This is a genomic window from Rhizobium sp. Leaf306 (genome assembly GCF_001423425.1).
Lineage (GTDB): Bacteria > Pseudomonadota > Alphaproteobacteria > Rhizobiales > Rhizobiaceae > Neorhizobium > Neorhizobium soli.
This window is the reverse complement of sequence record NZ_LMNX01000001.1, coordinates 298,096-324,296: the sequence shown is the minus strand read 5'-3', so window position 1 is coordinate 324,296 and position 26,201 is coordinate 298,096. Positions and strand designations below refer to the sequence as shown.

Below are 26,201 nucleotides of genomic sequence, written 5' to 3'. Positions count from 1 at the left end.
CCTGTAACAGCGTCGCCTTGATGAGGGGTCAAAACCGGCATGACAAGTTAACTCAATGTTTACACATTCATGGAGGATCTTCCCGGCGTCGCACAAGGAGGACTGCTAGAGTGTTGAAGAAAATGAAGTTTCTCTCGTTGATCACGGTTGCGTGCTTGTTTTCCGGCGTGGCCTCCCATGCTGCCGAGCCCATCGCCTGCACGGTCGTGATCGAGGAAAAGACAGGTGAACAAGTGCACCGGGAAGGCGCCTGCGATCAGGCTTTCTATCCGCAATCCACCTTCAAGCTGCCACTCGCAATGATGGGCTATGACGCCGGCATCCTCACCGACGAGACGACGCCGCAGTGGAAATACCAGGCAAAATTCAACCGCTCTGAGCGTGAGCAAAAGGATGTCGACCCGACTATCTGGGAACGCGATTCGATCGTCTGGTATTCGCAGGAGATCACGCGCAAGCTCGGCAAAGAGCGTTTCGCGGCCTATGTGAAAAACTTCGGTTATGGCAACCGCGATGTCTCAGGCGGACCCGCGGGCACGGACGGTCTGACGGAAGCCTGGCTGATGTCGTCGCTGAAGATCTCGCCGGACCAGCAGGTGGCGTTCATCCGCCGCTTCCTCACCGGCAAGCTGCCGATCTCGGAAAATTCTTCCGACATGACACAGGCCATCCTGCCGCATTTTGCAGCTGCTGACGGCTGGGACGTGCAGGGCAAGACCGGCGCCGGCTGGATGCGCGGCAAGGACGGCAAGCCGGACTATTCCCGCCCGATCGGCTGGTTCGTCGGCTGGGCCGAGCAGAACGACCGCCGCGTGATCTTTGCAAGGTTGCTGGTCGACGTGAAGCGCTATCCCGACACGCCGATCAGCTATGTTGTGCGTGACAGCCTGATCGCCGATCTGCCGAAGCTTGCCGCCGATCTTTGACCGTGGCTTACCCGTTCGGCCGGAACGCTACGCTGCCGCCCTGAAGGAAGCAGGTCCGGCTGAACTTGGACAGGTCGAGCGGGTTGGGAAGCCTGACATCCGCGATGTCGGGGAGGGGCTTCGCGGCCGCGTCGTAAGCGCGGTCGATCTGCGACACGAAGACGATGATCAGACCGCGCTTACGGGCGAAAGACTCGAGTGTGGAAACTTGGTCGGCCAGCGGCGGGTTTTCGCGGCGCTGGTCGAGCAGTTGAAGATAGTCCACCACGACCAGCGTACCGGCTGCAGCGGTTTCCAGCGCCTCGATCATGTAACCTGCATTGATCGCATCGGAGCAGTCGAAGGCAAACATGTCCCCGAAGCGCTGAGGCTCGACCTCAAGCGCGCGAAAGCGCCCGAGAATGTCGGCAGGCGTATAATCGAGGCTGAAGAAAAAGGCGCTATTGCCGGCTTTCATGGCCTCGATGGCAAGACTGAGCGCCATCAGCGTCTTGCCCTGTCGCGGCCTTGCACCGACCAGCAGCATGTCGCCCTGTTTCAGGCTTCGGTACAAGATTTCGGCGGGCGATGTTTCGGCATGTTTGGCCGATAGCAGGCTCCAGCTCCGGTACCCTTGCTCGATGGCGATGCGGTCGAGCGCGGCGTGAAGGGGAGTGGATGTCTGCCGGGCGAGAAGCTTCGCCTTGCGTTTAAGCTCATAGATCGGAACTGTCGTTTTCATGGTCAAACCTCCTATTGCGAGCGTGTTTCGCAATCCCTCCTTGTGCGGATGCTCGAACAGTCGGTTCGATGATCAGAGGTCCGGTATGAGGTTTACTTTCCCGGTCGGAGGGGGGAGGCGTGGACCGCGCCAGAATCAAAGTCTAGCGCGATCCGTGTCGTCTTCAAAGTGGTCTCGTCAGGTTAGAACGAGCGGGCGGCGCCGCCATCGACGCGCAGCATCGATCCGGTGATGTAGCTTGCGGCCTCCGAGCAGAGGAAGGCACCGGCAGCGCCGAATTCCTCGACCGTGCCGAGCCGGCCGGCGGGGATCGTCTTTACGGATGCGGCACGGACTTCGTCCATCGTCTTGCCCTGCTTCTTCGCATTGGCCGTATCAAGCTCCTCGATCCGGTCGGTGAGGATGCGGCCAGGCAGCAGCATGTTCGCGGTGATGCCGGAGCCTGCTACTTCGGTCGCAAGTGTCTTGTTCCAGCCGACCAGCGCGCCACGCAGCGTATTCGACAGCGCGAGGTTGGCGATGGGCTCAACCACGCCGGAGGAGGCAACCGTCAGCACGCGACCCCAACCTTGCGCCTTCATCTGCGGCAGCAACGTGTTGGTGAGCGTGATGACGCGCAGCACCATGGACTGGAAGAACGTGTCGAGCTTGTCGGCGCTCATATCCTCAGTCGTGCCGGGCGTTGGACCGCCGGTATTGTTGACGAGAATGTCGATGCCGCCGAGCTTTTCCTCAACGGCCGTCACCATCGAAGCGACGAAATTCTCTTCGCCGAGGTCGCCCCGGACCCAGTCTGCCTTGCCTTTGCCGAGCGCATTGATCGCCTTGCAGTTTTCGGCGAGCTGATCGCCCGACCGACCGACCAGAAGGACGTTTGCACCTTCCGCCGCCAGAGCCTTGGCTATCCCCAGCCCAAGGCCGCGGGAGGAGGCGAGTACGAGCGCGCGTTTGCCGGCAATACCGAGATCCATGAAGCTTTCCTTCTCTGCACGAGGTTCATGACGGGCCTTCGGGCGCGACGACAGGTTGCGACGCGGGACCGGTCATTTGAATGCCGGGGCTTTATAGCTTTGGTATAACAATGGTGAAAGCCGGAACTTGGGTGAAGGCAGAACTTGCCTTTGCGGCCAGAACCCTTATTTTACGTGCACGTCAACGTAAGTTGAGCAAACGGAAGCGCCCTGTGCGCGATTGACACGCTGGAAGGCGTTTTCGCGCCTCGACAAGCGGGATCGCTTTTGACAAGACAGAAACAGACCTACTGCGCCGGCGAGGGGCCGGCATCGGAGTTTGAAATGGACGCCCAAGACCTTTCCGCCAACCCGCTTCCCGAACGTGAAAGCATGGAGTTCGACGTCGTGATCGTCGGCGCCGGCCCCGCCGGCCTGTCGGCCGCGATCCGGTTGAAGCAGGTCAATCCGGATCTGACGGTGGTCGTTCTGGAAAAAGGCGCCGAAGTCGGTGCGCATATTCTTTCAGGCGCCGTGGTCGATCCGTCGGGCATCGATGCGCTTCTGCCCGGCTGGCGGGAGGATGAGGGCCATCCCTTCAAGACCGAAGTGACCGACGACCAGTTCCTGCTGCTCGGTCCTGCCGGCTCGATCCGCCTGCCGAACTTCGCCCTGCCGCCGCTCATGAACAATCACGGCAATTACATCGTCTCGCTCGGCAACGTCTGTCGCTGGCTTGCCGAAAAGGCCGAAGCGCTGGGCGTCGAGATCTATCCCGGTTTTGCGGCCGCCGAGGTGCTCTACAATGACCAGGGCGCCGTGATCGGCGTCGCGACCGGCGACATGGGCATCGAGAAGAACGGCGAACCGGGTCCGGCCTATACCCGCGGCATGGAATTGCTCGGCAAGTACACGCTGATCGGCGAAGGTGTGCGTGGCTCGCTTGCCAAGCAGCTGATCGCGAAATTCGATCTTGCCAAGGATCGCGAGCCGCAGAAATACGGCATCGGCATCAAGGAACTGTGGCAGGTCAAGCCGGAGAACCACAGACAGGGCCTCGTGCAGCACTCGTTCGGCTGGCCGCTCGGCATGAAGACCGGCGGCGGTTCCTTCCTCTACCACCTGGAGGATAACACGGTCGCAGTCGGCTTCGTCGTCCACCTCAACTACAAGAACCCCTATCTCTACCCGTTCGAGGAATTCCAGCGGTTCAAGACGCATCCTGCCATCCGGGGCACGTTCGAGGGCGGCAAGCGCCTGTCCTATGGCGCGCGTGCGATCACCGAGGGCGGCTACCAGTCGGTGCCGAAACTGTCCTTCCCGGGCGGCGCGCTGATCGGCTGTTCCGCCGGCTTCGTCAACGTGCCCCGCATCAAGGGTTCGCACAACGCGGTCATCTCCGGCATGCTCGCCGCCGACAAGCTGGCCGCCGCCATCGCTGCCGGCCGCGCCAATGACGAGCCGGTCGAGATCGAGAACGAATGGCGCCAGACGGCGATCGGCACCGATCTCAGGCGCGTGCGCAACGTCAAGCCGCTCTGGTCGAAGCTCGGAACCGGTCTCGGCGTCGCGCTCGGCGGTCTCGACATGTGGACCAACCAGCTGTTCGGCTTCTCGTTCTTCGGCACGCTGAAGCACGGCAAGACCGATGCGCGAAGCCTGGAGCCGGCGGCACAGCACAAGAAGATCGACTATCCGAAGCCCGATGGCGTGCTGACCTTCGACCGTCTTTCGTCAGTGTTTCTGTCGAACACCAACCACGAGGAAGACCAGCCGGTCCATCTCAAGGTGAGGGATATGGACCTGCAGAAGCGCTCCGAGCTCGAAGTCTACGCCGGCCCTTCGACCCGCTACTGTCCCGCCGGGGTCTATGAATGGGTGGAAAAGGACGGCGAGGAAGTCTTCGTCATCAACGCGCAGAACTGCGTCCACTGCAAGACCTGCGACATCAAGGACCCCAACCAGAACATCGTGTGGGTGCCGCCGCAGGGTGGCGAGGGGCCGGTCTATCAGAATATGTGATCCTTAAGGTGCCGAGGGAGACCAGAGCAATCGCTGTGCGTTCAATTGGACGCACAGCGATCTAGAGAGGCGCCTCCGCACAGTCCTGGATGCAAATCGCTGCGCAGGTTTGCTGGGAGCGTTTCAGACTGAGGTCCAGTCACGGCCGAACCGGTGGGCGACAGCGTTCAGCCGCTTGTCCCGTGTCCAAAGCAACAGATCCGGCGTCAACAACAGAGACGCCACGAGATGCGCGTCACAACAGCCGATGCCTGAGCCGGACAGTTTCTGTGTCCGTATCATTGCCAGAACCTCCGCATCTGACGCTGTTACGGATTTCGGCAGCCGATGCAGATAGCCGATGATCACATCGTATTGGCGCATGTTCCCCAGCGCCAGTTCCCCGATCACATGCGGATGAGTGCAGACCTGTCCATTCTCCAGCAGAGCAATCAGCCTCGGGTCTGGTTTGCCGAGATGGTCGGCCCAGATGACTGTATCGACCAGAATCACTGCTCGTCCGGCCGCCAGCGGGGCGCTGATCTGAAGTCTGGTTCCGTTCCGCCCAGAAGAGCAAGGCGCCGTGCAGCTTCGTTTTGAACGAGAAGCGTAAGCGCCTTCTTGACGATCGCCGATGTCTCCTGAAGACCGGTCAGTTCCTTTGCATCGATAAGCAGTTCATCATCGATGGTGATCGTCGTTCGCATGGTCAGTCTCCCTTCGCATGAAAAATAACATCAGATGATGCGCTTAACAACGTCGCGTGCGCCTGTGGGCGTGCACGGTGTTGTCGGTGCAAATACGCCATGGAACTCGCTCGATCCGCACCCGCCTTATCACTTCATTAACCATAATATCCGTAATTCTTGGTCATCTTCTCGACTCGCCAAGGACACATTCATGTCGATTTCCCGTCGCGGCCTGCTGGTCGGTTTGCCGCTTCTGCTGGCCGGCTGCGCTTCCACTTATCCAGAACAGCGCAACTATGCGGCGCTTCCAGGCGAGGCTTTCCCCTTGTCACCGGTGCCAATCGATCGGATCAGGCCCGAACTGCGTCGGACCGAAGTCGACTATGTCAGCTCCTACGAAGCGGGTACCGTCGTCGTTGATACGCCTGCGCGCCGGGCCTACTACATCCTCGGCGGCGGCCGGGCGATCCGTTACGGCGTCGGTGTCGGCCGCGCCGGTCTTGCACTCTCCGGAAACGCCTATGTGGGCCGCAAGGCCGAATGGCCGACCTGGACGCCGACGGCCAACATGCAGCGCCGCGAACCGCGCTACCGGGCGCTCGCAGGCGGCATGCCGGGCGGCCCTAACAACCCGCTCGGCGCCCGTGCGATGTATCTTTACCGCGGCGGCAACGATACGCATTTCCGCATCCACGGCACCAACCAGCCGGATTCGATCGGTCACGCGATGTCGAGCGGTTGCATCCGCATGATGAACCACGACGTCATCGATCTTTTCCAGCGCGTCCAGGTCGGCGCAAAGGTCGTCGTCATCCAGGCGAGTGCCTGATCCAAGCCGCAGCCATCCGTAAGAAGCCTGCCGTCACTGTCGTGGCGGCGGGCCTTTTCGCATGTGGATGTTATGGGTGGACCTGAACACCCTTCAGCGTGATTTCCAGGCGACGACCATCAGGCCGCCGATCACGGTGATATGCTCCATCACCACGTAGAACTCGAGCGTCTTGAACGGCTCTTCCATCGTCCAGAAATGGTGGACGATCGGAATCGTCAGCGCCGTGAACACGCCGAGCGCGCCGGCACCGAGCCAGGTCCAGCGGTTGAGGATGATAAGCGCCGAACCCACCAGCTGGGTGATGATGACGGCCACGTTGAAGGCGAATGCCGGTTCCAGCCCGAACTGCGTCATCTCCGCGACGCCGGCCGGAAAATCGATGAGCTTGGAAAGCCCGCTTCCCCAGAACATGAACGTCAGGACGGCTCGGGCCAGATACCCGAACCATGTGGACCCGGTCACGATATCCAGCGGATTTCCGAATGTATTGGATTGCGATGTCGCCATAAGAACCCCCTTTGCGCGTACCCGTCTGGACCATAGCTCCAAACGGCAAACGTGATAAGGTGTAAGTTTTTATCGATACACCCTATGGGGTGTGTGTTGCTGCGTGGTCAGAAGCCGGACAGAACCAGCTTGCCTCGCGTCGTGCCGCTTTCGATCCTGGCGTGGGCTTTCTTGAGGTTTGCAGCATTGATCGGGCCGATCACGTCGGACAGCGTCGTGCGGATCTTGCCGGCATCAACCAGTTCGGACACATGATTGAGCAGCTTGTACTGTTCGATCATGTCGGCGGTCTGGAACACCGGCCGAACGAACATCGTCTCCCAATGGATCGACAAAGCCTTGCGCTTGAACTGGCGGATATCGATCGGCTCCTTCGGGTCGTCGATCAGCCCCAGTCGCCCCTGCGGCGCGATCATCTCGAGGATGTCGTTGATGTGATCGGAGGTTTCCGTCGTCGAGAACACGAATGCGGGGTTGCCGATCGCCATCCCGGCGATCTGTTTTGCCAGCGGCTTGGAATGGTCGAGAACATGGTGAGCGCCGAGCGTGCGGATCCAGTCCTGTGTTTCCGGCCGCGAGCCGGTGCCGATCACCGTCGCGTCGGTCAGTTCCCGCAGCAACTGGATGGCGATCGAGCCGACACCACCGGCGCCGCCGATGACCAGAACCGCATTCCACGCGCTCGCCACCTTGTCCTGCACCTTCATCCGGTGAAACAGCGTCTCGTAGGCAGTGATGGCGGTCAACGGAAGGGCGGCGCTCTCCTCAAAGGAGAGGCTGGAAGGCTTCTTGCCGACGATCCGCTCGTCGACCAGATGCAGTTCCGCATTGGTGCCGGGACGGTTGACCGCGCCCGCGTAAAACACCTCGTCACCCGGCTTGAAGAGTTTCACATCCGGCCCGACCGCTTGCACCACGCCGGCTGCATCAAAGCCGAGGATGCGGTACTGGCCGGCTTCGACATTCTGCAACCGGCGCTGCTTGGTATCGACAGGATTGACCGACACGGCCTTGATCTCGACCAGCAGGTCGCGCCCCTTGGCCTCGGGCTCCGGCAGCTCGATGTCGAGAAGGGCGTTTTCGGATGTGATCGGCAGGTTTTCGCTAAAACCGACAGCGCGCATGGAATCTCCTCGTCAAGCTCAGGGCATCGAGGACGATACATCGCGCGTAACGACGGCAACGGCAAGGCGGCGCAGACGAGCGCCGGTACGCTTTACCGAGCCGGCACTTTCTGGCTCAGGCTGAGGGCTTTGCCTCACGTTCCAGAGCGACCGACACGCCGAAGACGCAGAGCCCGATCAGCGAAAGTACCGCACCGACATAACCGGTTGCCTGAAAACCCCAGCCCCAGGCGATGACGAGCCCGCCGAGCCAGGCACCGAGTGCGTTGGCGATGTTGAAGGCCGAATGGTTGGAAGCGGCCGCCAGCGTCTGGGCGTCGGCCGCCACATCCATCAGCCGCGTCTGCAGCGCCGGGCCGCAGGCAAATCCGCAGCCGACCAGGAAGACGGTGATATAGAGCATAACAGGGATATGGGCGAAGGTCGCAAAGGCCAGCATCACGGCCACGTAGAACACCATCGTTCCGCCGATCGTACCCTTCAGCGAAATGTCGGCAAGCCTCGAGCCGACAATATTGCCGACATTCATGCCGATGCCGAACAGGGCGATGACGATCGACACCATGGTGACCGGAAGCCCGGCCGTTTGCGTCGTGGTGGAGGCGATGTAGCTGAACACCGAAAACATGCCGCCGAAACCGACCGAGGCAATGCCGAGCGTCAGCCAGACCTGGGTCTTGCCGAATGCGCTGAGTTCGCGGCGAATGCTGGCGCCTTCCTGCACCTTGTCCCTCGGCTGAAAAAACCAGACGAGTGCCACAGTCAGGAGACCGATGAAGCCGACAAGGTAGAAGGCCGAGCGCCAGGACAGCATCTGGCCCATGAAGGTGGCAAGCGGCGTCCCGAGCAGCGTCGCGATCGTCAGACCCAGCATGACGCGGCCGACGGCGCGGGCGCGCTTGTTGGGCGGCACCATGGAGGCGGCCACCAGCGAGGCGACCCCGAAATAGGCCCCGTGCGGCAGGCCGGTGACGAAGCGCAGCGCGGTAAAGCTCCAGAAGCTTGGCGCCATCGCCGACAGGATGTTGCCGACCGCAAAGACACCCATCAGCGCCAGAAGCAGCGTGCGGCGCGGCAGCCGGGCCGATAGAATTGCGATGATCGGCGCGCCGATCACCACACCCAGCGCATAGGCGCTGATCACATAGCCCGCCGTTGGGATGCTGACCTGATACGTCTCCGCCACATTCGGCAGCAGGCCCATGATGACGAACTCGCCGGTACCGATCCCGAAGCCGCCGACGGCAAGCGCGAATTCGATCAGAAGGACGGCGAGGGGGGAAAGGCTGGTTTTCGGGATGCTGTCGTCAGGTCTGGTGTTGGCCTTGGCATCGGGCACGTGTCGGACTGCGGTGTCTGTCATGGTATCGCATCTGTTGAAAAAGCGGACGGGTACGGCTCGAAGCGAGCGCGTCCGGGAGCAAATGATGGGGCTTTGAGGCAGTTGAATTGACGGCAGATTAGCACGTGATTGTGCAGCGCGGTAGGCTTTTGACAAAAACCAACTGTACCACAATCGTGCAATCGCCATTCGGTGCCGTTGATATCTGCCGCGGCCTCACCATTTTCCACCCTGTCGTTATCCGCCGCCCTCGAGCACCTGGTCCCTTGTCGATGAAACTACATGCCGTTTTCAACCGCGATGGCGGGACTTTCCGAACCACGGATATGGACGCTTACTGCGACCACGCCCTGAAGACCTTCCGGGCTGCCGGCCACGAGATCGAGTGCGAAGTTGTTGCCGGCGACAAGGTCGTAGAGACGATGGAAAAGGCAGCCTCGATGCCCGGCGTCGAAGGACTGATCGCCGGCGGTGGCGACGGCACGATTTCCGCGGCGGCGGGCATTGCCTGGAAAAGCGGTATCGTTCTCGGCGTGGTGCCGGCCGGCACGATGAACCTGTTTGCCCGGTCGCTGAAGCTGCCGCTCGACATCTGGGAAGTCCTCGATGCGCTGGCCGAGGGTACGCCCGAAGCGATCGATATCGCCAGCGCCAATGGCAAAAGCTTCGTGCACCAGTTTTCGGCAGGCCTGCATGCCCGGATGGTGCGCTACCGCAACTCGATGAATTTTGCCTCGAGGCTCGGCAAAATGCGGGCAAGCGCAAGAGCTGCGATCGGCGTCATGTTCAACCCGCCGGAATTCGAGATGGAATATGTCGTCGATGGCAAGCGCACTTCGCGCAAGGTGTCGGCCATCTCGGTCTCAAACAACGAGTTTGGCACCGATCCTCTGATGTTTGCCGATGACCTGACCAGCGGCCATCTTGGGTTCTACCTCGCCGAACCGATGAAGCCGTCCGGGGTCGCAAAACTCACCTTCGACATCCTGCGCGGCAAGCTCAAGGAAAACGCCGCGGTCACGGCGATGACGGCAACAGAACTCGAACTGCACTTTCCTCGCCACCGCCGCGACGTCAGCTGTGTCATCGATGGCGAACTCCTGCCGATGAAGCGGGACGTGACGCTGAAGATCCATGCCGGCGAACTGAAGGTTCTGGTTCCCGGACAGAATACGGCTGCAGGACGCGAAAATGCCGCTGCGAATATGTCGCCGGAACCGTCTACGGTCTGATCGGCGCTGAACGCGGCAATGTCGAACGCTCAGACAGCGATCGACGTCAGCGGTGGCGGCGTGCCGGCGGCGGCGGCTTCGATATCGACGGAATTGGCTCCGTTCGAGCGCACCGTCACCGCATTGGATGCGAACTGCACGCCGGCGGCCTTGCAGGCAGCCAGCAGCCGCGTCATCGCTTCGCGCTTCAGGATGCCCGGATTGCCGGGCAGGCAGGTAAACTTGAAGCGCACGATCATCGCCGTTTCGGTGATGTCCTGGATACCCTGCATCTTCAGCGGAATGAGGAACTGCGGCCCGAATTCCGGATCCTCCAGCATGCCCAGCCCCACCTTCTTGGCGGCACGGCGGATGATCTCGGCATCGCTGTCGCGCTCGAAGCGGAGCTGGAACTTGATCGTTCCCCAGTCGCGGCTGAAATTGGTGACGGAGCTGATCTGCCCGAAGGGAATGGTGTGGATGGGTCCGTTGTGATGGCGCAGCCGCACGGAGCGCACGGTGATCTGCTCCACGGTCCCCTGCAGCTTGCCCGTATCGATGTACTCGCCAATCCGGAAGGCATCGTCGACAATAAAGAAGATGCCGGAAACGACGTCCTTCACCAGCGCCTGAGACCCGAACGAAAGCGCAAGCCCGAGCACTCCGAACCCGGCCAGCAGCGGCGCCACGTTGATGCCAAGCGAACTGAGGACGATCAGCGAGCCGACCGCGAGAACCGCACCGAGAACCAGGTTGCGGATCACCGGCAACGCCGTCGTCAGACGGCTTGTCTGCTTCTTGTCCGCTTGCTCGTCTTCCTGGCCGGGCAGCATCACGGTCTGCGGTGGGGCGATCGTCTCGGCGTATTTCCACACCAGCGTGTAGACGGCCCAGCTTGCGACCACGGCAAAGCTCAGCCGCTCCAGCCAGAGGATCCAGCCGGTTGCGATGTCGCCGCCGCTGGTCATCAGCGGCCACCAGAGCGCGGTGATCAGGTGGAGGCCGCCGATCCACACAGCGCCCGAGCAAACCACGCGAAGGCTGGCGAGTACGGAAGACCATAGGCCCGCCCCGTGGGTGGTTTCCCAGTGCCGCGCGAACTCGTCCACCACGTGGTGGGCTCCGAGTGCGAACACCGGGAGGAGCAGCAGGATGACCTGAGTCGAGCCGGCCGCGAAACTCCAGCGGGCACTGTCCGGCGAGCCGATGATGACCGACCCGAAGAACCAGATGAAGATGGCCGAAACGACATAGAAATCCGGAAGCAGGTTGCCGATGACGCGCCGGACGGGGCCCGGGCTTGAGCCTTTGAACGCAGCGCGGATGCCGGCGCGGCCGCCCCAGAACCAGGTTAGCTTGAGCAGCGTCAGCAGGGTGCCGCCGATCAAGAACCACCCGTCGAGTGAGGCCCGGTCCAGGCCCAGCCAGTTCCACAGCCGCATGGTCTCACCAAACAGGGCGGTGATCACGCCATAGGCGGTGAGCATATGGAAATGCCATTGCGGATTGCTGATCGCGAACAGTGTTTCGCCGCTCTCATCGGGCCGAAACAGAAACCGTCCCACCGCCATGTAGACAAGCAGGATCAGGGCGAAGGCAATGGCGGCCTGGCAGACCTGGAAGGCAGCCGTGGTATCCGCGAGCATCGTCAGCAGGACCCACCGGGCGACACCGAGAAAAATCGCGATCGACAGCAGATCGCCGACCAGGCGCTTGAAGAAGCGGCGGAACTTGCCGGCGATGTGACGGGCCCGCAAATGGCTGTGTCGCAGCAACTGCGCAAACAGGAGCCGCACGCTGAGCGCCGCGGCGCCGCCCGCCAAAAGCGAAAGCAGCGCCACCATCGCGATCCGGCCGTTCGCAATGCCCTCGGCATCCAGATGCGTGGTCGTCATGCCCACCATGGTGGACAGGGCCTGCAGCCCCGCAATCGCCGTCGTGAACCCGTGGGACGAGGCATCCGAGAACCGTTCCCAGCTGGCCATGCCCATGTTGGCCGCTTCCATTTCCGGCGTCATCTGCATCGTGTCGGCGCTGGTTGCGGTGGCAGTGCCAGAGGTCGTGTCCGATGCGGAGGTCGCGGGGTGTGCAGCGGCGCCGGTGGTTGTGGTCGCGGTCTCCACCTGCACCGTCAGCGGTCGGCCCGTGCGGGCCGCAAGATCCAGCACCTGCTGCACGTCGGCGGCGGTCTGACCGGGCTTGAGGACGACGGTCAGCGGCGCGTCCTGCGACCACATCGGAGATGCGGTCAGGAGAAGGCCGAGAAAGGCTGCTGCGGCAGCTCGGCAGAACGGCATCAGCGTCTCCATCGGCCAAGCGGCCCTTGCCCGTCCGCGCCGCGCGTGGCGCCTGACGTCCTTTTGCAACCCCTGCAGGCTCGCAGGCAGGTTCCCATCATATGGCGAAGATCGTCGTTCCGCCAGCCGCCCGCCGATGGATGCTGGATCCTAGATTCGAGGCAGATAGGTCTGGTAGTCGAAGTCGCTGACGGTCCGCAGGAAGGTGATCGCCTCCTTGCGCTTCGTGTCGCCGAAGAGCGTCTGGTATCGCTTTCCGAACACGTCCCGGATGAAAGGCGAGGCAGCAAAATCCTCGACCGCGGTGAGGAAATCATGGGTGAGGCGTTTCGCGTAAGCTGGGGGTTTTTTGCCGGGCTCCGTTGCCGGACCGGGATCGAGATCCGCTTCGAGCCCTAGGAGCATGCCGCCGAGAATGGCGGTCAGCAGCAGGTATGGATTGGCGTCGGCACCGGCGACGCGGTGCTCGATGCGGGCGGCAGGACCGTTCGCGTCCGGAATGCGGACTGCCGTTCCGCGATGGCCGAAGCCCCAGTCGATATCGACGGGCGCAAACGAATCGGGCTGAAAACGCCTGTAGGAATTTGCATAGGGCGCGAAAACCAGCTGCGCATCACGCATTGTGTTGAGCATGCCGGCGGTGACGGATCGAAGTTTTGCAGGATCGCCGCCCTTGGCGTCGAGAATGTTGTTGCCGTCGGAATCGATGATGCTGGCATGCACATGCAGGCCGGAACCGGCATGATCCGAATAGGGCTTTGCCATGCAGGTGGATTTCAATCCGTGCTTTCTGGCTGCCTGTTCGACGATGCGTTTCAGGCAGATGCAGTCGTCGGCCGCAGCCAATGCATCCGCCCGGTGCAGAAGATTGATCTCGAACTGACCTGGGCCGAATTCGGCCGTCGTCGCATCCGCAGGAAGGTCCTGGGCATGCGCCCATGTCCGCACGGTCTGCAGATAGCCGTCGAGCGCATCGACTGCCGTCATGTCGTAGAGCTGGAACCCGTTCGGCTCGCCGCGATAGGCAAGTTTTGCCGGCGGCCGCGGACGTCCGGTCTCGCGCCAGTCATCTTCGACCACGTAAAATTCGAGCTCCGTCGCCACGACCGGTGTCAGGCCGAGCTTGGCAAAGCGCTGCAGCAGGTTGGCCAGAATCGCACGCGGATCCATGAAACTCGGCTGCCCGTCCATCTCGTGCATGGTCGCAAGCACCTGCTTCGAGCCCGGCGGCCCCCAGGGCATCGGCGCAAGGGTGCGGCGGTCGGGAATGCAGAGCCCATCGGGATCGCCGATCGAGATCGAAAGCCCGGTCAGCTCGTCATTGTCGCAGCCCCAGATATCGAGCGACTGGGTGGAGGAGGGCAGCCGTACCGTTCCGTCCCAGATCTTCTTTTCGGCCGTCATCGGAATGCGTTTACCGCGCAGGTCGCCGTTCATGCCGACCAGCATGATTTCGATATGGGGCTCGGCTGCGGTCTCGGTCATGAGGCATCATCTCGATGGTTGCGCTGCCTCGTTGGTAGCCGATAAGAATTGGTCGCACAATCTGAGCCGCGTCTAAGCCCTGAGGGAAACCGCATGAACGAGAAGCCGACGATCTCCAATCTCGCCGCGATCGATGCCGCTCACCACATTCATCCGTTTTCGGACATGAAAGAGCTGAACGCCAAGGGCACCCGCATCATCGAGCGGGCCGAGGGGCGCCATATCTGGGATTCGACCGGCAAGAAGTATCTCGACGGCTTTGCGGGCCTCTGGTGCGTCAACGTCGGCTATGGCCGAAAGTCCATCGCGGACGCTGCCTACCGTCAGATGCAGGAATTGCCCTATTACAACAGCTTCTTCGGCACCACGACGCCGCCCGCCATTCTGCTTGCCCAGAAGATCGCGTCGCATGCGGGGCCGCATATGAACCGCGTGTTCTTCACCAATTCCGGATCAGAGGCCACCGACACCTGGTTCCGCATGGCCCGCGTCTACTGGAAGGCGCTCGGCATGCCGGAAAAGACGCTCGTGATCGCGCGGCGCAACGGCTACCACGGCTCGACGGTCGCCGGCGCCTCGCTGGGTGGCATGAAGCTGATGCATGAACAGGGCAACCTGCCGATCGACGGCATCCACCATATCGGCCAGCCCTACTGGTATGCCGAGGGTGGCGATCTTTCGCCGGAGGAATTCGGCCTGCAAGCAGCGCGCGAGCTTGAAGCCAAGATTGATGAACTGGGCGAAGACAAGGTTGCCGCCTTCGTTGCCGAGCCGATCCAGGGCGCCGGCGGCGTGATCATTCCGCCGGATACCTACTGGCCGGAGATCTCGCGCATCTGCAAGGCCCGCAACATTCTGCTCGTGTCCGATGAAGTCATCTGCGGCTTCGGCCGGCTCGGCTCCTGGTTCGGCTACCAGCATTACGGCTTTGAGCCCGATCTCGCGCCGATCGCGAAAGGCCTGTCCTCCGGCTATCTACCGATCGGCGGCGTGCTGGTCTCCGACCGGGTCGCGGATGTGATGGTCAACGAGGTCGGCGACTTCTTCCACGGCTATACCTATTCGGGCCACCCAGTGGCCGCAGCAGCCGCGCTCGAAAACCTGCGAATCATCGAAGACGAAGGTCTGGTCGAACGGATCCGCGACGATATCGGACCCTATTTTGCGAAAGGCTGGAAAAGCCTTGAGGCGCATCCGGTCGTCGGACAGGCCGATTGCGTAGGCTTGATCGGCGGCCTTCAGCTTGCAGCCGACAAGGCGACCCGGCGGCGCTATGCCAAAGCCGACGATATCGGGTCGCTCGTGCGCAACCACTGCCTCGAAAACGGGCTGATCATGCGCGCCACGGCAGACCGCATGCTGGCATCGCCGGCCTTCACCATCACCCGGGGGGAAGTCGACGAAATGGTCGAGACGCTGTCAAAGGCTCTGGATCACCTCGCAGAAACCGTGACGGAATAGGGTCAGTCCGGCAGATCGACAACTGCCATGGCGAATGGGTACTGGTCGCCTTCGTGTCCCCAGGAGTAGGGAAAGCGCAGGATGACCGGGTTAGCCGAAAGCCCTTCGAGCCCCTGCGTCTTCAAATAGCGGCCAAAGACGGTTTGAAACCCGTCCGGCACTGTGCCATCCGAGCGGCGCCAGACAAAGACTGCCTTGCGGTAGGCGGAGACTGCCGTGGTCACCATGCCGGCCGGCTGGTGCGAGACGACAACGGTCGTATCGGGCAGGTTGAAACGCATATTTCCGGCCAGATGCCCATCGGCGGCAATGATCAGCACCGGGCGCGGGTCGGAACCGTCGTTTGCGAGTTCCGGCTCGATCTGCTTCGCCAACTTGTCGAAGGGAATGTTGACGTAACCGTAGTTGCCCGTGAATGGGTCGATCGCCACTCTTCCAAACAGGATCAGGGGAACAATCACCATGATCGCCGCAGCAGTGACCCAGAGGCGCTTGAGCGGCATCGATATGTCGATCCCGGCTGCGTCGATCTTCAGCGTAAGGTAAAGCGGCAGAATCAGCAGCAGCGGCGTGAGCCAGCGGTCGCGCACGTCATCCACGCCGCCGAACAGGACCATGCCCAAAAGGACGGCCATCACGAATGCCAGGATGCGACCGGCAAGCCGGCTCCAGTCGTCGTCGGCCCTCATGACCGTCGAAAGCTTTTCACGCAGCGAGATGGCGAACACCGCTGCGGTGAGGGCCATGAACCCGGTCGATGACAGGAGCAGAGATCGCAGTCCGCGGGAGATCGCTGCGAGCGTACCGGCGTCAGCGCTGATGAGTTTGTCCACCGACCGGCTGCTGGCCGCCTCGAAATTGTCGAGCAGCCAGACGGCATGCGGGGCAACTACAAGCAGCGCCACCAGGCCGCTCAAAAGGATGCGCCAGTCCAGCACCCGGTCTCGAAACCGGCTTACCATCAGCACTGCAAGCATCGCGCAGAGCGGAAGAAGGACAAAGTTGTACTTGGTCATTCCCCCGATTCCCGTGGCGAGCCCGAACAGAAGGAACGAGGCAAGCGTCGGAACGGATAAGAGCCTGAACAGCGCAAACAGGAAGAGCGAACTGCCGAAGATCGCCGCCACGGTATGGCTGAGGTCCCGTTGCGCCTCGAACGAGACCTGCGGGATGGTCAAAAGACCGAGCACCGCCACCACCGCGAGGCGCTTGTCCTTCAAGACCTGTCGGGCAGCGAGGAAATAGAAGCCGTAGGCACCGAACAGAAGCATGTTCTTCAGTCCCGACAAAGTCGGCATCGACATGCCAAAGAGATGAACCGCGAGGTATTGCAGCCAGTTGTAGATCGGCGGCTGGGTGCCGTATCCGGCCAGCAGCCATTGCGACAGATAGGCCTGTTCGCCTTCGTCAAGCTCCAGCGCATGCGGAAGAACCACACGCACCCCCATATTGACCAGAAAATAGACCGCCAGGACCGTGAAAAACGTGCGGCCGCGGGAAAGCCGGTCCGCGGAGACCCTGACAGTGGAGAAATGTGAACCCTCAAGGCTATGCAAAAGGTTTTCTCCACGTCCGCCGGTGACGAAGACTGAACAATTCAGGCGCGAATGTCTGTCTGGCGTATCATGCCGTGCCCGCAGATCAAGCGGCAAGCCAGCGTGCCGGCGGCCCTTTTGACGTGTTTTTTCAGAATATCGCTGAGTGTGTCACGGCTGCGGCGTAGCGTCACTCGAGTCGACACCCTCGTGGACTGCCCTGACGATATAGGAGAGCGACGCGCCGTCACGGTAATAGATGCGGGCGATCATTTCGGCGAGGATGCCGGTGGTGATCATCTGCACCGAGGACAGGAACAGCATCACCCCGATCATGAAGAGCGGACGTGTCCCGATATCGTTGCCCAGAATGAACTTGTCGATGAACAGGTAAAACAGGATCAGAGCCGAAAGCGCACCGAGGCCAAGGCCGAGCGATCCAAAGAAATGCCCCGGCCGCGCCTTGAAGCGCATGAAGAACATCACCGACAGAAGATCGAGAATGACGCGGAAGGTGCGCGAGATCCCGTATTTCGAAACGCCGTGCTGGCGGGCGTGATGGGTGACAGGCATTTCGCCGATCCGCGAGCTCGGCACGACGCCCGCAACCCAGGCCGGGATAAAGCGGTGCATCTCGCCCATCAACTGGACCTGCTTGATGACCGCCGAGCGATAGATCTTCAGCGAGCAGCCGTAGTCATGCAGGCGGACGCCGGTGATGCGGCCGATCAGCCGGTTGGCGATAAAGGAAGGCACCTTGCGCAGGAACAGCCCGTCCTGGCGGTTCTTGCGCCAGCCGACCAGGAGGTCGAGTTCGCGTCGCTCGAGTTCGGCGACCATCGAAGGAATGTCTTTGGGGTCGTTCTGCAGGTCGCCGTCGAGCGTCGCGATCAGCCGGCCGCGCGCTTCGGTAATACCGGCCTGCATGGCCGCCGTCTGGCCGAAATTGCGCTGCAGCTCGATGATCCGCAGGATGAGACCCGAACGCGACAGCGAAAGCTTCGCATTGGCGATCGTCGCGTCGGTGCTTCCGTCGTCGACCAGGATCAGTTCCCATGCCGAGGGATAGGTGGCCATGGCGGCGCAGATCCGCTCGATCAGCGGACCGACGCTTTCCTCTTCGTTGAAGAGCGGCACGACGAGGGAGAGTTCGACCGGTGAAACGGTGCCGATCGTGCCATCGATCGTGCCGGCCGCCGAACTTGCTGTTGTACGCACCTTGTGTTTCTCCTAGAAACTCGGGAAACCTCGGGCGTGACGATCCGCCGTCATGGCGGCCGCAGTCTCTGCGCCTTGGTCTTAATGCTTGACCCGAAACCTCGTATTGGGCCCCCTGATATATGAAGAATTCTCCGGTTTCCAGCCGCAGACCGTGGATAATTCGCCACGCCATGACGCTTGGCACAGTTGCGATCGTGGCCCTCTACGCCGCCTTCATCCACTATGTCTGGGGCTGGGGCAGGGTCGTTTCATTATGGAGCGCCGCCGGGTGGGAAACGGCTGCTTTAGCGCTCGCGTTATTGCTTGCGACCTATGTGCTGCGCACCTGGCGGATCTACGATTATTTCCCGCACGAAACCGGCGGCCGCTTCGGCACGTTGCTGCGGCTCGTGCAGGTCCACAACCTTCTCAACATCATGCTGCCCTTCCGCTCGGGCGAAGCAAGCTTCCCGCTTCTGATGCGGCGCGAGTTCGGCGTTTCTCTCACCCGCGCAACGGCAGCACTTCTCGTCATGCGGCTGTTCGATCTGCACGCCCTGCTGGCCGCCGCCGGCATCGGGCTCGTGCTGCAGACAGGTGGCGCGACGGGTGCACTCTGGGGCTGGGCGCTGTGGGCATCGTTTCTCATCCTGCCGGCACTCGCCTTCGCCTTGCGCGGACATGCCTTCAAGCTCGCGGAAAAGCTGCTGCCGGCGAAGGGGAAGACGCTGCTTGACGAGATCAAGGCCGGTCTGCCGCTCGATGCAAACGCCTTTGCTCGGGCCTGGGGCGCAACACTGGTCAATTGGTTCACAAAGATCGCGGTTCTCGCCTGGGTCCTCGGCCTGCTCGGCGGGCTCTCGGTCGGCCCGGGTTTCGGCGGCGCGCTCGGTGGTGAATTGTCCTCGGTACTGCCCGTCCACGCACCCGCCGGCGTCGGCACCTATCCCGCCGGCATTACCGCCGGCGCGCTAGCCTTCGGAGCGGATGCGGGTGGGATGGCATTGGAGGAACTCGGCAAGGCTGCGGTCAACACCCACATCCTCGTCATCGTCTCGTCACTCGTCGGCACCGCATTGTCGCTTTTGGCGGCACGGCCGAAGAGGGGGGATTGATCAGGCGAAAGACGAAAGAGGAACAGCTAGCTTCCTTACCGCCCGATCGGTACTCTGACCCAGCTTGCGCACAAGGCTTTCATCGGCCGTCACGAATTGCAGCCCTTCACGTTGGGCAAGGGCCAGATACAGGCAATCGTAGGCGGGATGGTCTATCCGCGCGGCAAGCTCTATGGCCGCCAGCCAGATCGGCAGCATCTCCCGAAGCTGGAGATCCGATCCCTCGATCATCAGAGCGGCAAACCTTGCCTCCGGCAGTGACAACTCCCGGCGCCGCACCTTTTTCCAGAAAATGTTGGCGCACTCCGCCAGGATGAGATCGGGCGCCGCCAACTCGTGTCGGTTCAAAAGGGTCATCGCCTGCGGAGTGCCGGGTTCTTCGACGACCCATTTGACGACAACGCTCGCATCGACCACGTAAAGGGTCATCGCTCGTTGCGCCCCTCGCGCTGCAGCACTTCCGATAGTGTGTGGTCACGGTCTGCCGTCAGCCTGCGGAATTCTTCCGCCAGCGTCTCAAATGTTGGACGGCTGTGGCGGGGCCCGTCCCATCCCGTGCCCTCCAGCGCGTTCAGGGCACGCTGCCTCCGCTCACCTTCCACGAAGTGGCGAAGCACGTCCTCGACGGTTGCCGTTTCGGGCAGGCCGATGATTTCCTTCGCCTCAATCAGTAGGTCATCGTTGACTGTCGATGTCGCGCGCATTGCAGCCTCCATGCACGCAAAAGTGTATACGCGATTTGACCCTCTGTCACTGGAAAGCCGTCTCGTAAAAGCTTCGAAGCTTGCGCGAATGCAGCGTCTCAGTGGGCATCGCCGCCAGTTTCTGCACGGCACGGATGCCGATCTGCAGATGCTGGCTGACCTGGGTCCGGTAGAACGCCGTCGCCATGCCGGGCAGCTTCAGTTCGCCATGCAGCGGCCGGTCGGAGACGCAGAGCAGCGTTCCATAGGGCACACGGAACCGGAAGCCGTTTGCGGCAATCGTTGCCGATTCCATGTCGAGCGCGATCGCTCTCGACTGCGAAAGCCGCTTTACCGGCCCGCGCTGGTCGCGCAGTTCCCAGTTGCGGTTGTCGATCGTCGCCACTGTGCCGGTGCGCATGATCCGCTTCAGCTCGAAACCCTCGTAACCGGTCACTTCCTCGACGGCGCTTTCCAGCGCCTGCTGCACTTCGGCAAGCGCCGGGATCGGGATCCAGACGGGCAGGTCGTCATCGAGCACATGGTCTTCGCGGACATAGGCGTGGGCAAGCACGTAATCACCAAGGCGCTGGCTGTTCCGAAGGCCCGCGCAGTGTCCCACCATCAGCCACGCATGCGGACGCAGCACGGCGACATGGTCGGTGATCGTCTTGGCGTTGGAAGGCCCGACGCCGATATTCACGAGAGTAATGCCGGAATGATCGCCCTTCTTGAGGTGATAGGCCGGCATCTGCGGCATCCGGATCGTGCCCGGGTTCTCCGGCCGGTCGTTGCCGGCGGTGGTGAGGATGTTGCCCGGCTCCACGAACTCCGTATACCCGTCGCCACCTTCCGCCATCAGCTTACGCGCCCAAGCGGCGAACTCGTCGATGTAGAACTGGTAGTTCGTGAACAGCACGTAATTCTGGAAATGCTCTGCCCCGGTCGCGGTATAATGGCTGAGCCTTGCCAGCGAATAATCGATGCGCTGCGCAGTAAACGGCGCAAGCGGCGCAGGCTCGCCGAACGGGGCCTCGTATTCGCCATTGGCGATGAGGTCGTCGGTATTGTTGAGATCCGGCGTGTCGAACAGGTCGCGCATCGGGATGTCGGCCATCGCGTTGCTGACGGACGACTCGATATGCGCGCCTTCGCCGAATGCAAAATGCAGCGGGATCGGTGTCGTCGATTCCGACACGATCACGGGAACGCCGTGGTTGCGAATGAGCAGATCCAGCTGCTCGATCAGGTAATGGCGAAACAGTTTCGGCCGGGTCACCGTTGTCGTGTAGACGCCGGGGGACGTCACGTGGCCATAGGAGAGACGCGAATCCGCATGGCCGAACGACGTGGTCTCGATCATCACCTGCGGATAGCAGGCGCGGTATCGACCAGTCACGGCCGCACCCTTCGCAAGTGCGCCGAAGGCATCGATCAGGAAGGACGTGTTGCGCTCGTAAAGCGCTGTCAGCGCGTCGACGGCTGCTTCCGCATTGTCGAAAGCCTGCGCCGCGACAGGGCTCGGGCTGATGAAAGCAAGGGCGGGGAGTGAAGAGATTCGTGTGTTCATGCGCTATTATAATGGGAAGTTTTCGACAATCAAACGACACCTGCCGAGGATAACAGCCTGAAACGCGCCGGCGCGATGCGACTGCGAAGTTAAGACTGCGATCCCGGCCCACCGATATCGAGGTGAATGACGGGATCGCTGGGGCAGACGCTGCTGCTGCTTTCGCGACGATAGCGTCAGAGACGAGTCCAGGTCTGCGACTTGCACAGGATCTTCATCACGCAGCCCTTCATCTTGAGCGAATTGCCGCTGACCGAGCCGGAGCCGCTATAGGTCTTGTCCGCCTCGGGATCGGTGATCTCGCCGGTATAGTCGCTGCCCTTGGGCGAAAGCTTGCCGATCTGCCGTCCCGCATGCTTGCCGGTCTTCAGCGTCACGCAGAAGGCGCCGCCGCATTTGCCGATCTCGGCCGTCTCGCCGCTCGCGGTCTTCCAGTTCCCCTCGATCGCTTCCGCCGCATGGCTGGTGCCAGCAATGCCGAATACGGCAAGCGAAACGGCGGCTGCAAGTATCGATATGCGTTTCATGATGGTTTTCCCTCCCGGAGCCGGCGCTTCCGCACCGGTCATATGTCTGAGCGTTCGCACCTCCTCGCGCGAACAGCGGAAAATCTAGCTTACGCACACGTAAAGGTAAATATCCTGAGCCTGCGCATGGGGCGGAATATCAGCCGATATCTGCCGCCGTTTTTGCCGAGCGACGCGCGTTTATTTCGACGCGATGAAAACGCGACCCGAATTCGTGGTGAAGAAAGGGTTGAAATCCAGATCTGAATTTTTCGTAAAAATGTCCGCAAAACCCTTAATAGCCAAGGCCCCTGATGTTTAACAAAAAACCAAGTTTACCAAGCGTTTGTACTTTGTTTTCAGCAAATTAATCATGCTTTTTAGGCGCTTTTTGCAAGCTTTGGCCGATACTCAAATCATCAAAGAGCGGCACAAACCGCCACCCGGAAGGGCCGATAACAAGCTGCACAAGACAGCGACGGTCCCGACGGAAAACAGGGCAGACGACAAGAACAACGTTCTCGAAACAGGGATACGAACCGATGGCACGCTTTGAAATGAATGCTTCCGAAATGGCCACCATGGGTGGCGAGGCTCGCGCAGACGTTCTCTGCGACATGGGTCTGATGTATGCGACCGGCCGGGGTTGCCCGGTCGATCTGGTCTCTGCCCACAAGTGGCTCAACATCGCCGCGATCAAGGGCTGCGACCGCGCCGCCGAATTGCGCGCCGATCTCGCCGCGACGATGAGCAAGATGCAGCTGGCAGAAGCCCTGCGCGCAGCCCGCGAATGGATGACCATCCACTAACGACGTGAAGCGCCCACGCAATCATGCGACCGGCCCACAAGAAGGCCGGCGATCAAGAACACGGGCCTACCAGAGAGAAAACGGATGGAGACGCGGCGCGAACCGGAGCTGTTCCCGGCAACAAACCGCAGCCGCTGAAGATCAAAAGACCGCGACCGGCAGAAACAAGGCCGGCGCGGTCTTTTTCTGTTCTAGAGACCCTTCAGAACTTTCGGCAACGCCTCTTCCAGCAATGCCATATCCTGCTCCGGTCCTGCGCTGATGCGGATGCAGCGGTTGAGAGGTGCCACGCCCGGCATACGAATGAAGACGCCGTGCTCCATCAGACCGTCGACGATCGCCCGCGCATGGGTACCATCGCGGCCGCAGTCGATCGCCACGAAATTGGTCGCCGATGGCAGCGGCTCGAGCCCGTTGGCCCGGGCGATCGCCGAGATCCGGTCGCGAGACGCTTTGATCTTGTCGATCACCTCGGCCAGATACTCCTGGTCTTTCAGTGCCGCCAGTGCTGCTGCCACGCCGACCCGGTTCATGCCGAAATGGTTGCGGATCTTGTCGAACGCGGTGGCGTTGTCGGGCGTCGAGATGGTGTAGCCGACCCGCGCGCCCGCCAGACCGTAGGCCTTGGAGAAGGTCCGGGTGCGGATGATGTTCGGCAGGTCGATCAATGCCGAAAGCTTCGGCGTTGCGCCATCGGGCGCCGTTTCGCAATAGGCCTCGTCCAGCACCATCAGGCAGCTTTCCGGCAGGCCCCGCGCGAAGGACACGATCTTTTCGGCATCGTTCCAGCTGCCCATCGGATTGTCGGGATTGGCGAAATAGACCAGCGGCGCGTTTTCGCGGATGACCGTATCCATCAGGGCGTCGAGATCTTCGCGATCGTCGCGATAGGGCGCCGTTACCAGCGTGCCGCCATGGCCGGCGACGTGGAAGTTGAAGGTTGGATAGGCGCCGTAGGAGGAGACGACAGGCATTCCGGGCTCGATCACCATTCGCACGATCTGGCCGAGCAGACCGTCCACGCCTTCGCCGATCGCAATGTTTTCGGCGCTGCAGCCAAGATGCGCGGCAAGCGCCTGCTTCAGCTGGTAATTCTCCGGGTCCGAATATTTCCAGCTGTCTGCGGCGGCGGACTTCATGGCTTCGATGACTGACGGGGCAGGGCCGAACCCGTTCTCGTTGGCGCCAATTCGGGCTTGCACGGCAAGCCCTCTGGCGCGCTCAATGGCCTCGGGGCCGACAAAGGGAACGGTCGCGGGAAGAGCGCCAATGAGCGGCGTGAAGCGCGAGAATGAAGACATGATATCAGGATCCGGTTCAAAAAGTCCGCACACAATAGGGGGCTTTGAACGGCGTGCAAGGGCGGACAAGGCCGCTGATGGCGCGCATGAAGCAAAACTATGCCCCTGACGACGACCCGGCTTAGTGGCTCGTTTCGAACGAAAGCCGGATGACGTGATGCAGGAATTCCGCATCGATCAGCATGTTGAAGGCGACCGTGACCTTCTCCTCTTCGCGGCGCATCACGGTGCAGCCGATTTCGTCGTGAATGCCGAGGATTTCCAGGAAGAAGTTGGCCGGTACCGGCAGGCTGGGACTGACGTCCAATTCGGCGCCATAGAGAGAGATGGTCCGGATCAGGCAGCGGAAGGCGGTATTGGTCGAGAGATGGTGTCCGACAAAGATGATCCGGCCAGGCCGGTCTATCGTGAACTTTTCAAATGCCCGATCGCCCGTGTGAGCATGGTCGTGTGCGGTATCCTTCATCATCGTACCCGGCAGATCGCCTCCCTCGTTCTCGTCCTCGACTATGACTTTATTCCTCTTTTTATGAATCATTCTGAAACAGATGGGTAAAATGCCGCTGATCTGCGCGTTTTCGTCGCGTCATGATCACGCGTTGCGCAAGTTGCACCGTTAGTGTGCCGAAATCGGGCTGTTGACGGGTCGCCGGGGCGGCGCTACCCCTTCAGCCGCGAGTTTTTCGCGATGGGAGCAGGGCGTGGCAGCAGGTAGATTGGTGATCGTCGGGGCAGGGCAGGCCGGGTTCGCGCTCGCCGCCAAGCTGAGAGCGCTGAAGGATGAGCGGCCGATCACGATGATTGGCTCCGAAGATGTCATTCCCTATCAGCGGCCGCCACTGTCCAAGAAGTACCTGATGGGCGAGATGAGTTTCGACCGTCTGACGTTTCGCCCGGAAACCTGGTTTGCGGAACACGATGTCGAGCTCCGGCTCTCGACCTTTGTCGAAGAAATCGACCGGGATGCAAAGACGATCCGAATGCAGGACGGGTCTGTCCTCGAATATGAACATCTGGCGCTGACCACCGGCTCGACGCCGCGCACCCTTCCAGCCAGCATCGGCGGTGATCTCACGGGTGTCTTTACCGTCCGTGACAAGCGCAACGCCGATCTCCTCGCCGAAGAGATGAAGGCAGGTCGCCGGCTTCTGATCATCGGCGGTGGCTATATCGGCCTCGAAGCCGCAGCCGTCGCCCGCCATCTCGGGCTTGAAGTGACGCTCATCGAGATGGCTGACCGCATTCTCCAGCGAGTCGCGTCGAAGGAAACCGCCGACGTGATGCGGGCCATTCATGCCGAGCACGGTGTCGTCATCCGGGAAAAGACAGGCCTTACCCGCTTGATCGGCGAGGACGGCCGGGTTCGCGGGGCCGAGTTGTCCGATGGCACGGTCATCGATATCGATTTCGTCATCGTCGGTATCGGCGTCACGCCGAACGACCGGCTGGCCCAGCAATGCGGCCTCGACGTTGGCAATGGCATCCTCGTCGACGACTATGCTCGCACGTCCGATCCGGCAATCTTTGCCATGGGCGATTGCGCCATGCTGCCCTGGAAGGGCAACAACATCCGTCTCGAGTCGGTGCAGAACGCAGTCGACCAGGCCGAATCGGTTGCCGCGATCCTGACCGGGTCAGCCGAGCCCTACGAGGCAAAGCCGTGGTTCTGGTCCGACCAGTATGACGTGAAGCTGCAGATCGCCGGGTTCAACCTCGGCTACGACGAGACAGTGATGCGGCCGGGCAGCCGGGAAGGCAGCGTCTCGATCTGGTATTTCCGCGAGGGCCGCCTGATCGCCGTGGATGCGATCAACGACGCCAAGGCCTATGTGACCGGCAAGAAGCTGCTGGACAACGGCCTGACGGCAGACAAGGCGCTGATCGCCGATCCGGCGACCGACCTCAAGCAGTTGCTCGCGTAACAAAGACAGCATTT

At 61.5% G+C, this 26,201-nt stretch carries 25 protein-coding genes; 8 read left to right on the top strand and 17 right to left on the bottom strand.

What is annotated here, in order from left to right:
- Positions 1–122 precede the first annotated feature (122 nt).
- Positions 123–926, top strand: coding sequence for a class D beta-lactamase (blaOXA, locus tag ASG19_RS01520; protein WP_062453426.1), 804 nt, complete (start codon positions 123–125; stop codon positions 924–926).
- Between the two features lie 7 nt (positions 927–933).
- Here the strand turns inward: blaOXA and ASG19_RS01515 are convergent, their stop codons facing one another.
- Both ASG19_RS01515 and ASG19_RS01510 read right to left on the bottom strand, forming a co-directional pair.
- Positions 934–1,647, bottom strand: a complete 714-nt coding sequence (locus ASG19_RS01515) for a DNA helicase (RefSeq protein WP_062453425.1) — start codon at positions 1,645–1,647, stop codon at positions 934–936.
- A 182-nt stretch (positions 1,648–1,829) separates the two neighbouring features.
- Positions 1,830–2,618 carry an SDR family oxidoreductase gene (locus ASG19_RS01510; RefSeq protein WP_062453424.1) on the bottom strand — a complete coding sequence of 263 codons (789 nt, stop codon included), beginning with the start codon at positions 2,616–2,618 and terminating at the stop codon, positions 1,830–1,832.
- Positions 2,619–2,942: 324 nt separating this feature from the next.
- Here ASG19_RS01510 and ASG19_RS01505 point away from each other — a divergent pair, with 324 nt between their 5' ends.
- Positions 2,943–4,619 carry an electron transfer flavoprotein-ubiquinone oxidoreductase gene (locus tag ASG19_RS01505; RefSeq protein ID WP_062453423.1) on the top strand — a complete coding sequence of 559 codons (1,677 nt, stop codon included), beginning with the start codon at positions 2,943–2,945 and terminating at the stop codon, positions 4,617–4,619.
- A gap of 123 nt (positions 4,620–4,742) precedes the next feature.
- Here the strand turns inward: ASG19_RS01505 and ASG19_RS01500 are convergent, their stop codons facing one another.
- Both ASG19_RS01500 and ASG19_RS01495 read right to left on the bottom strand, forming a co-directional pair.
- The gene (locus tag ASG19_RS01500; protein WP_062453422.1) at positions 4,743–5,111 is read right to left on the bottom strand and encodes a type II toxin-antitoxin system VapC family toxin; all 369 of its coding nucleotides are present in this window, start codon (positions 5,109–5,111) and stop codon (positions 4,743–4,745) included.
- A complete protein-coding gene (locus tag ASG19_RS01495) occupies positions 5,108–5,305 on the bottom strand; it encodes a type II toxin-antitoxin system VapB family antitoxin (protein ID WP_062453421.1) in 198 nt (65 codons plus the stop codon). The genes ASG19_RS01500 and ASG19_RS01495 overlap by 4 nt, the downstream gene beginning before the upstream one ends.
- Before the next feature lie 193 nt (positions 5,306–5,498).
- On the opposite strand from ASG19_RS01495, the gene ASG19_RS01490 reads away from it, so the two are divergent.
- Positions 5,499–6,116, top strand: a complete 618-nt coding sequence (locus tag ASG19_RS01490; protein WP_062453420.1) for a L,D-transpeptidase — start codon at positions 5,499–5,501, stop codon at positions 6,114–6,116.
- A 93-nt stretch (positions 6,117–6,209) separates the two neighbouring features.
- Here the strand turns inward: ASG19_RS01490 and ASG19_RS01485 are convergent, their stop codons facing one another.
- The 3 genes from ASG19_RS01485 to ASG19_RS01475 all read right to left on the bottom strand — a co-directional run bounded on the left by ASG19_RS01485 (position 6,210) and on the right by ASG19_RS01475 (position 9,113).
- Positions 6,210–6,626, bottom strand: coding sequence for a DoxX family protein (locus ASG19_RS01485; protein ID WP_062453419.1), 417 nt, complete (start codon positions 6,624–6,626; stop codon positions 6,210–6,212).
- A 107-nt stretch (positions 6,627–6,733) separates the two neighbouring features.
- Positions 6,734–7,750, bottom strand: coding sequence for a zinc-binding alcohol dehydrogenase family protein (locus ASG19_RS01480; RefSeq protein ID WP_062453418.1), 1,017 nt, complete (start codon positions 7,748–7,750; stop codon positions 6,734–6,736).
- Between the two features lie 115 nt (positions 7,751–7,865).
- Positions 7,866–9,113 (bottom strand): MFS transporter, encoded by a 1,248-nt coding sequence (locus ASG19_RS01475; RefSeq protein ID WP_062453417.1) that lies wholly within the window; start codon positions 9,111–9,113, stop codon positions 7,866–7,868.
- Between the two features lie 251 nt (positions 9,114–9,364).
- Here ASG19_RS01475 and ASG19_RS01470 point away from each other — a divergent pair, with 251 nt between their 5' ends.
- Positions 9,365–10,324, top strand: a complete 960-nt coding sequence (locus ASG19_RS01470; RefSeq protein WP_062453416.1) for a diacylglycerol kinase family protein — start codon at positions 9,365–9,367, stop codon at positions 10,322–10,324.
- 29 nt (positions 10,325–10,353) lie between these two features.
- Here the strand turns inward: ASG19_RS01470 and ASG19_RS01465 are convergent, their stop codons facing one another.
- Positions 10,354–12,600: a mechanosensitive ion channel family protein gene (locus ASG19_RS01465; RefSeq protein ID WP_162238114.1), complete on the bottom strand. Its 2,247-nt coding sequence runs from the start codon at positions 12,598–12,600 to the stop codon at positions 10,354–10,356.
- Positions 12,601–12,750: 150 nt separating this feature from the next.
- Positions 12,751–14,085 (bottom strand): glutamine synthetase family protein, encoded by a 1,335-nt coding sequence (locus tag ASG19_RS01460; protein WP_062453414.1) that lies wholly within the window; start codon positions 14,083–14,085, stop codon positions 12,751–12,753.
- A gap of 93 nt (positions 14,086–14,178) precedes the next feature.
- Between ASG19_RS01460 and ASG19_RS01455 the strand changes: the two genes are divergently transcribed.
- Entirely contained in the window at positions 14,179–15,546 is a 1,368-nt protein-coding gene (locus ASG19_RS01455; protein ID WP_062453413.1) for an aspartate aminotransferase family protein, read from the top strand.
- A 2-nt stretch (positions 15,547–15,548) separates the two neighbouring features.
- Here the strand turns inward: ASG19_RS01455 and ASG19_RS01450 are convergent, their stop codons facing one another.
- On the bottom strand, positions 15,549–17,102 hold the full coding sequence (locus ASG19_RS01450; RefSeq protein ID WP_062453412.1) for a glycosyltransferase family 39 protein: 1,554 nt from the start codon (positions 17,100–17,102) through the stop codon (positions 15,549–15,551).
- Positions 17,103–17,252: 150 nt separating this feature from the next.
- Complete coding sequence (locus tag ASG19_RS01445; protein WP_156466438.1) at positions 17,253–18,266, bottom strand: glycosyltransferase family 2 protein; 1,014 nt, start codon at positions 18,264–18,266, stop codon at positions 17,253–17,255.
- Positions 18,267–18,421: 155 nt separating this feature from the next.
- Here ASG19_RS01445 and ASG19_RS01440 point away from each other — a divergent pair, with 155 nt between their 5' ends.
- Positions 18,422–19,396, top strand: a complete 975-nt coding sequence (locus tag ASG19_RS01440; RefSeq protein ID WP_062453410.1) for a lysylphosphatidylglycerol synthase domain-containing protein — start codon at positions 18,422–18,424, stop codon at positions 19,394–19,396.
- On the opposite strand, the gene ASG19_RS01435 is transcribed toward ASG19_RS01440, so the two are convergent.
- The 4 genes from ASG19_RS01435 to ASG19_RS01420 all read right to left on the bottom strand — a co-directional run bounded on the left by ASG19_RS01435 (position 19,397) and on the right by ASG19_RS01420 (position 22,176).
- Positions 19,397–19,813 (bottom strand): type II toxin-antitoxin system VapC family toxin, encoded by a 417-nt coding sequence (locus ASG19_RS01435; RefSeq protein WP_162237976.1) that lies wholly within the window; start codon positions 19,811–19,813, stop codon positions 19,397–19,399.
- A gap of 8 nt (positions 19,814–19,821) precedes the next feature.
- Positions 19,822–20,100: a hypothetical protein gene (locus ASG19_RS01430; protein WP_062453408.1), complete on the bottom strand. Its 279-nt coding sequence runs from the start codon at positions 20,098–20,100 to the stop codon at positions 19,822–19,824.
- Positions 20,101–20,146: 46 nt separating this feature from the next.
- Positions 20,147–21,649, bottom strand: a complete 1,503-nt coding sequence (gene amn, locus ASG19_RS01425) for an AMP nucleosidase (RefSeq protein WP_062453407.1) — start codon at positions 21,647–21,649, stop codon at positions 20,147–20,149.
- A 176-nt stretch (positions 21,650–21,825) separates the two neighbouring features.
- Complete coding sequence (locus tag ASG19_RS01420) at positions 21,826–22,176, bottom strand: DUF2147 domain-containing protein (protein ID WP_062453406.1); 351 nt, start codon at positions 22,174–22,176, stop codon at positions 21,826–21,828.
- A gap of 521 nt (positions 22,177–22,697) precedes the next feature.
- Between ASG19_RS01420 and ASG19_RS01410 the strand changes: the two genes are divergently transcribed.
- Positions 22,698–22,964, top strand: a complete 267-nt coding sequence (locus ASG19_RS01410) for a sel1 repeat family protein (protein WP_062453404.1) — start codon at positions 22,698–22,700, stop codon at positions 22,962–22,964.
- Between the two features lie 191 nt (positions 22,965–23,155).
- On the opposite strand, the gene ASG19_RS01405 is transcribed toward ASG19_RS01410, so the two are convergent.
- Positions 23,156–24,265, bottom strand: a complete 1,110-nt coding sequence (locus tag ASG19_RS01405) for a pyridoxal phosphate-dependent aminotransferase (RefSeq protein WP_062453403.1) — start codon at positions 24,263–24,265, stop codon at positions 23,156–23,158.
- 121 nt (positions 24,266–24,386) lie between these two features.
- Positions 24,387–24,731: a hypothetical protein gene (locus tag ASG19_RS01400; protein WP_244474013.1), complete on the bottom strand. Its 345-nt coding sequence runs from the start codon at positions 24,729–24,731 to the stop codon at positions 24,387–24,389.
- A 235-nt stretch (positions 24,732–24,966) separates the two neighbouring features.
- Here ASG19_RS01400 and ASG19_RS01395 point away from each other — a divergent pair, with 235 nt between their 5' ends.
- On the top strand, positions 24,967–26,187 hold the full coding sequence (locus tag ASG19_RS01395; RefSeq protein WP_062453401.1) for an FAD-dependent oxidoreductase: 1,221 nt from the start codon (positions 24,967–24,969) through the stop codon (positions 26,185–26,187).
- The last annotated feature ends 14 nt before the right edge of the window (positions 26,188–26,201 follow it).

Bases quoted from the DNA above. Each gene is read 5' to 3' on its own strand.
- ASG19_RS01465 (WP_162238114.1), bottom strand. From the start codon at position 12,600: ATGCCGTTCTGCCGAGCTGCCGCAGCAGCCTTTCTCGGCCTTCTCCTG.
- ASG19_RS01490 (WP_062453420.1), top strand. From the start codon at position 5,499: ATGTCGATTTCCCGTCGCGGCCTGCTGGTCGGTTTGCCGCTTCTGCTG.
- ASG19_RS01510 (WP_062453424.1), bottom strand. From the start codon at position 2,618: ATGGATCTCGGTATTGCCGGCAAACGCGCGCTCGTACTCGCCTCCTCC.
- ASG19_RS01505 (WP_062453423.1), top strand. From the start codon at position 2,943: ATGGACGCCCAAGACCTTTCCGCCAACCCGCTTCCCGAACGTGAAAGC.
- ASG19_RS01430 (WP_062453408.1), bottom strand. From the start codon at position 20,100: ATGCGCGCGACATCGACAGTCAACGATGACCTACTGATTGAGGCGAAG.
- amn (WP_062453407.1), bottom strand. From the start codon at position 21,649: ATGAACACACGAATCTCTTCACTCCCCGCCCTTGCTTTCATCAGCCCG.
- ASG19_RS01400 (WP_244474013.1), bottom strand. From the start codon at position 24,731: ATGAAGGATACCGCACACGACCATGCTCACACGGGCGATCGGGCATTT.
- blaOXA (WP_062453426.1), top strand. From the start codon at position 123: ATGAAGTTTCTCTCGTTGATCACGGTTGCGTGCTTGTTTTCCGGCGTG.
- ASG19_RS01485 (WP_062453419.1), bottom strand. From the start codon at position 6,626: ATGGCGACATCGCAATCCAATACATTCGGAAATCCGCTGGATATCGTG.
- ASG19_RS01480 (WP_062453418.1), bottom strand. From the start codon at position 7,750: ATGCGCGCTGTCGGTTTTAGCGAAAACCTGCCGATCACATCCGAAAAC.
- ASG19_RS01515 (WP_062453425.1), bottom strand. From the start codon at position 1,647: ATGAAAACGACAGTTCCGATCTATGAGCTTAAACGCAAGGCGAAGCTT.
- ASG19_RS01475 (WP_062453417.1), bottom strand. From the start codon at position 9,113: ATGACAGACACCGCAGTCCGACACGTGCCCGATGCCAAGGCCAACACC.
- ASG19_RS01410 (WP_062453404.1), top strand. From the start codon at position 22,698: ATGGCACGCTTTGAAATGAATGCTTCCGAAATGGCCACCATGGGTGGC.
- ASG19_RS01455 (WP_062453413.1), top strand. From the start codon at position 14,179: ATGAACGAGAAGCCGACGATCTCCAATCTCGCCGCGATCGATGCCGCT.
- ASG19_RS01460 (WP_062453414.1), bottom strand. From the start codon at position 14,085: ATGACCGAGACCGCAGCCGAGCCCCATATCGAAATCATGCTGGTCGGC.
- ASG19_RS01440 (WP_062453410.1), top strand. From the start codon at position 18,422: ATGAAGAATTCTCCGGTTTCCAGCCGCAGACCGTGGATAATTCGCCAC.
- ASG19_RS01470 (WP_062453416.1), top strand. From the start codon at position 9,365: ATGAAACTACATGCCGTTTTCAACCGCGATGGCGGGACTTTCCGAACC.
- ASG19_RS01420 (WP_062453406.1), bottom strand. From the start codon at position 22,176: ATGAAACGCATATCGATACTTGCAGCCGCCGTTTCGCTTGCCGTATTC.
- ASG19_RS01495 (WP_062453421.1), bottom strand. From the start codon at position 5,305: ATGCGAACGACGATCACCATCGATGATGAACTGCTTATCGATGCAAAG.
- ASG19_RS01405 (WP_062453403.1), bottom strand. From the start codon at position 24,265: ATGTCTTCATTCTCGCGCTTCACGCCGCTCATTGGCGCTCTTCCCGCG.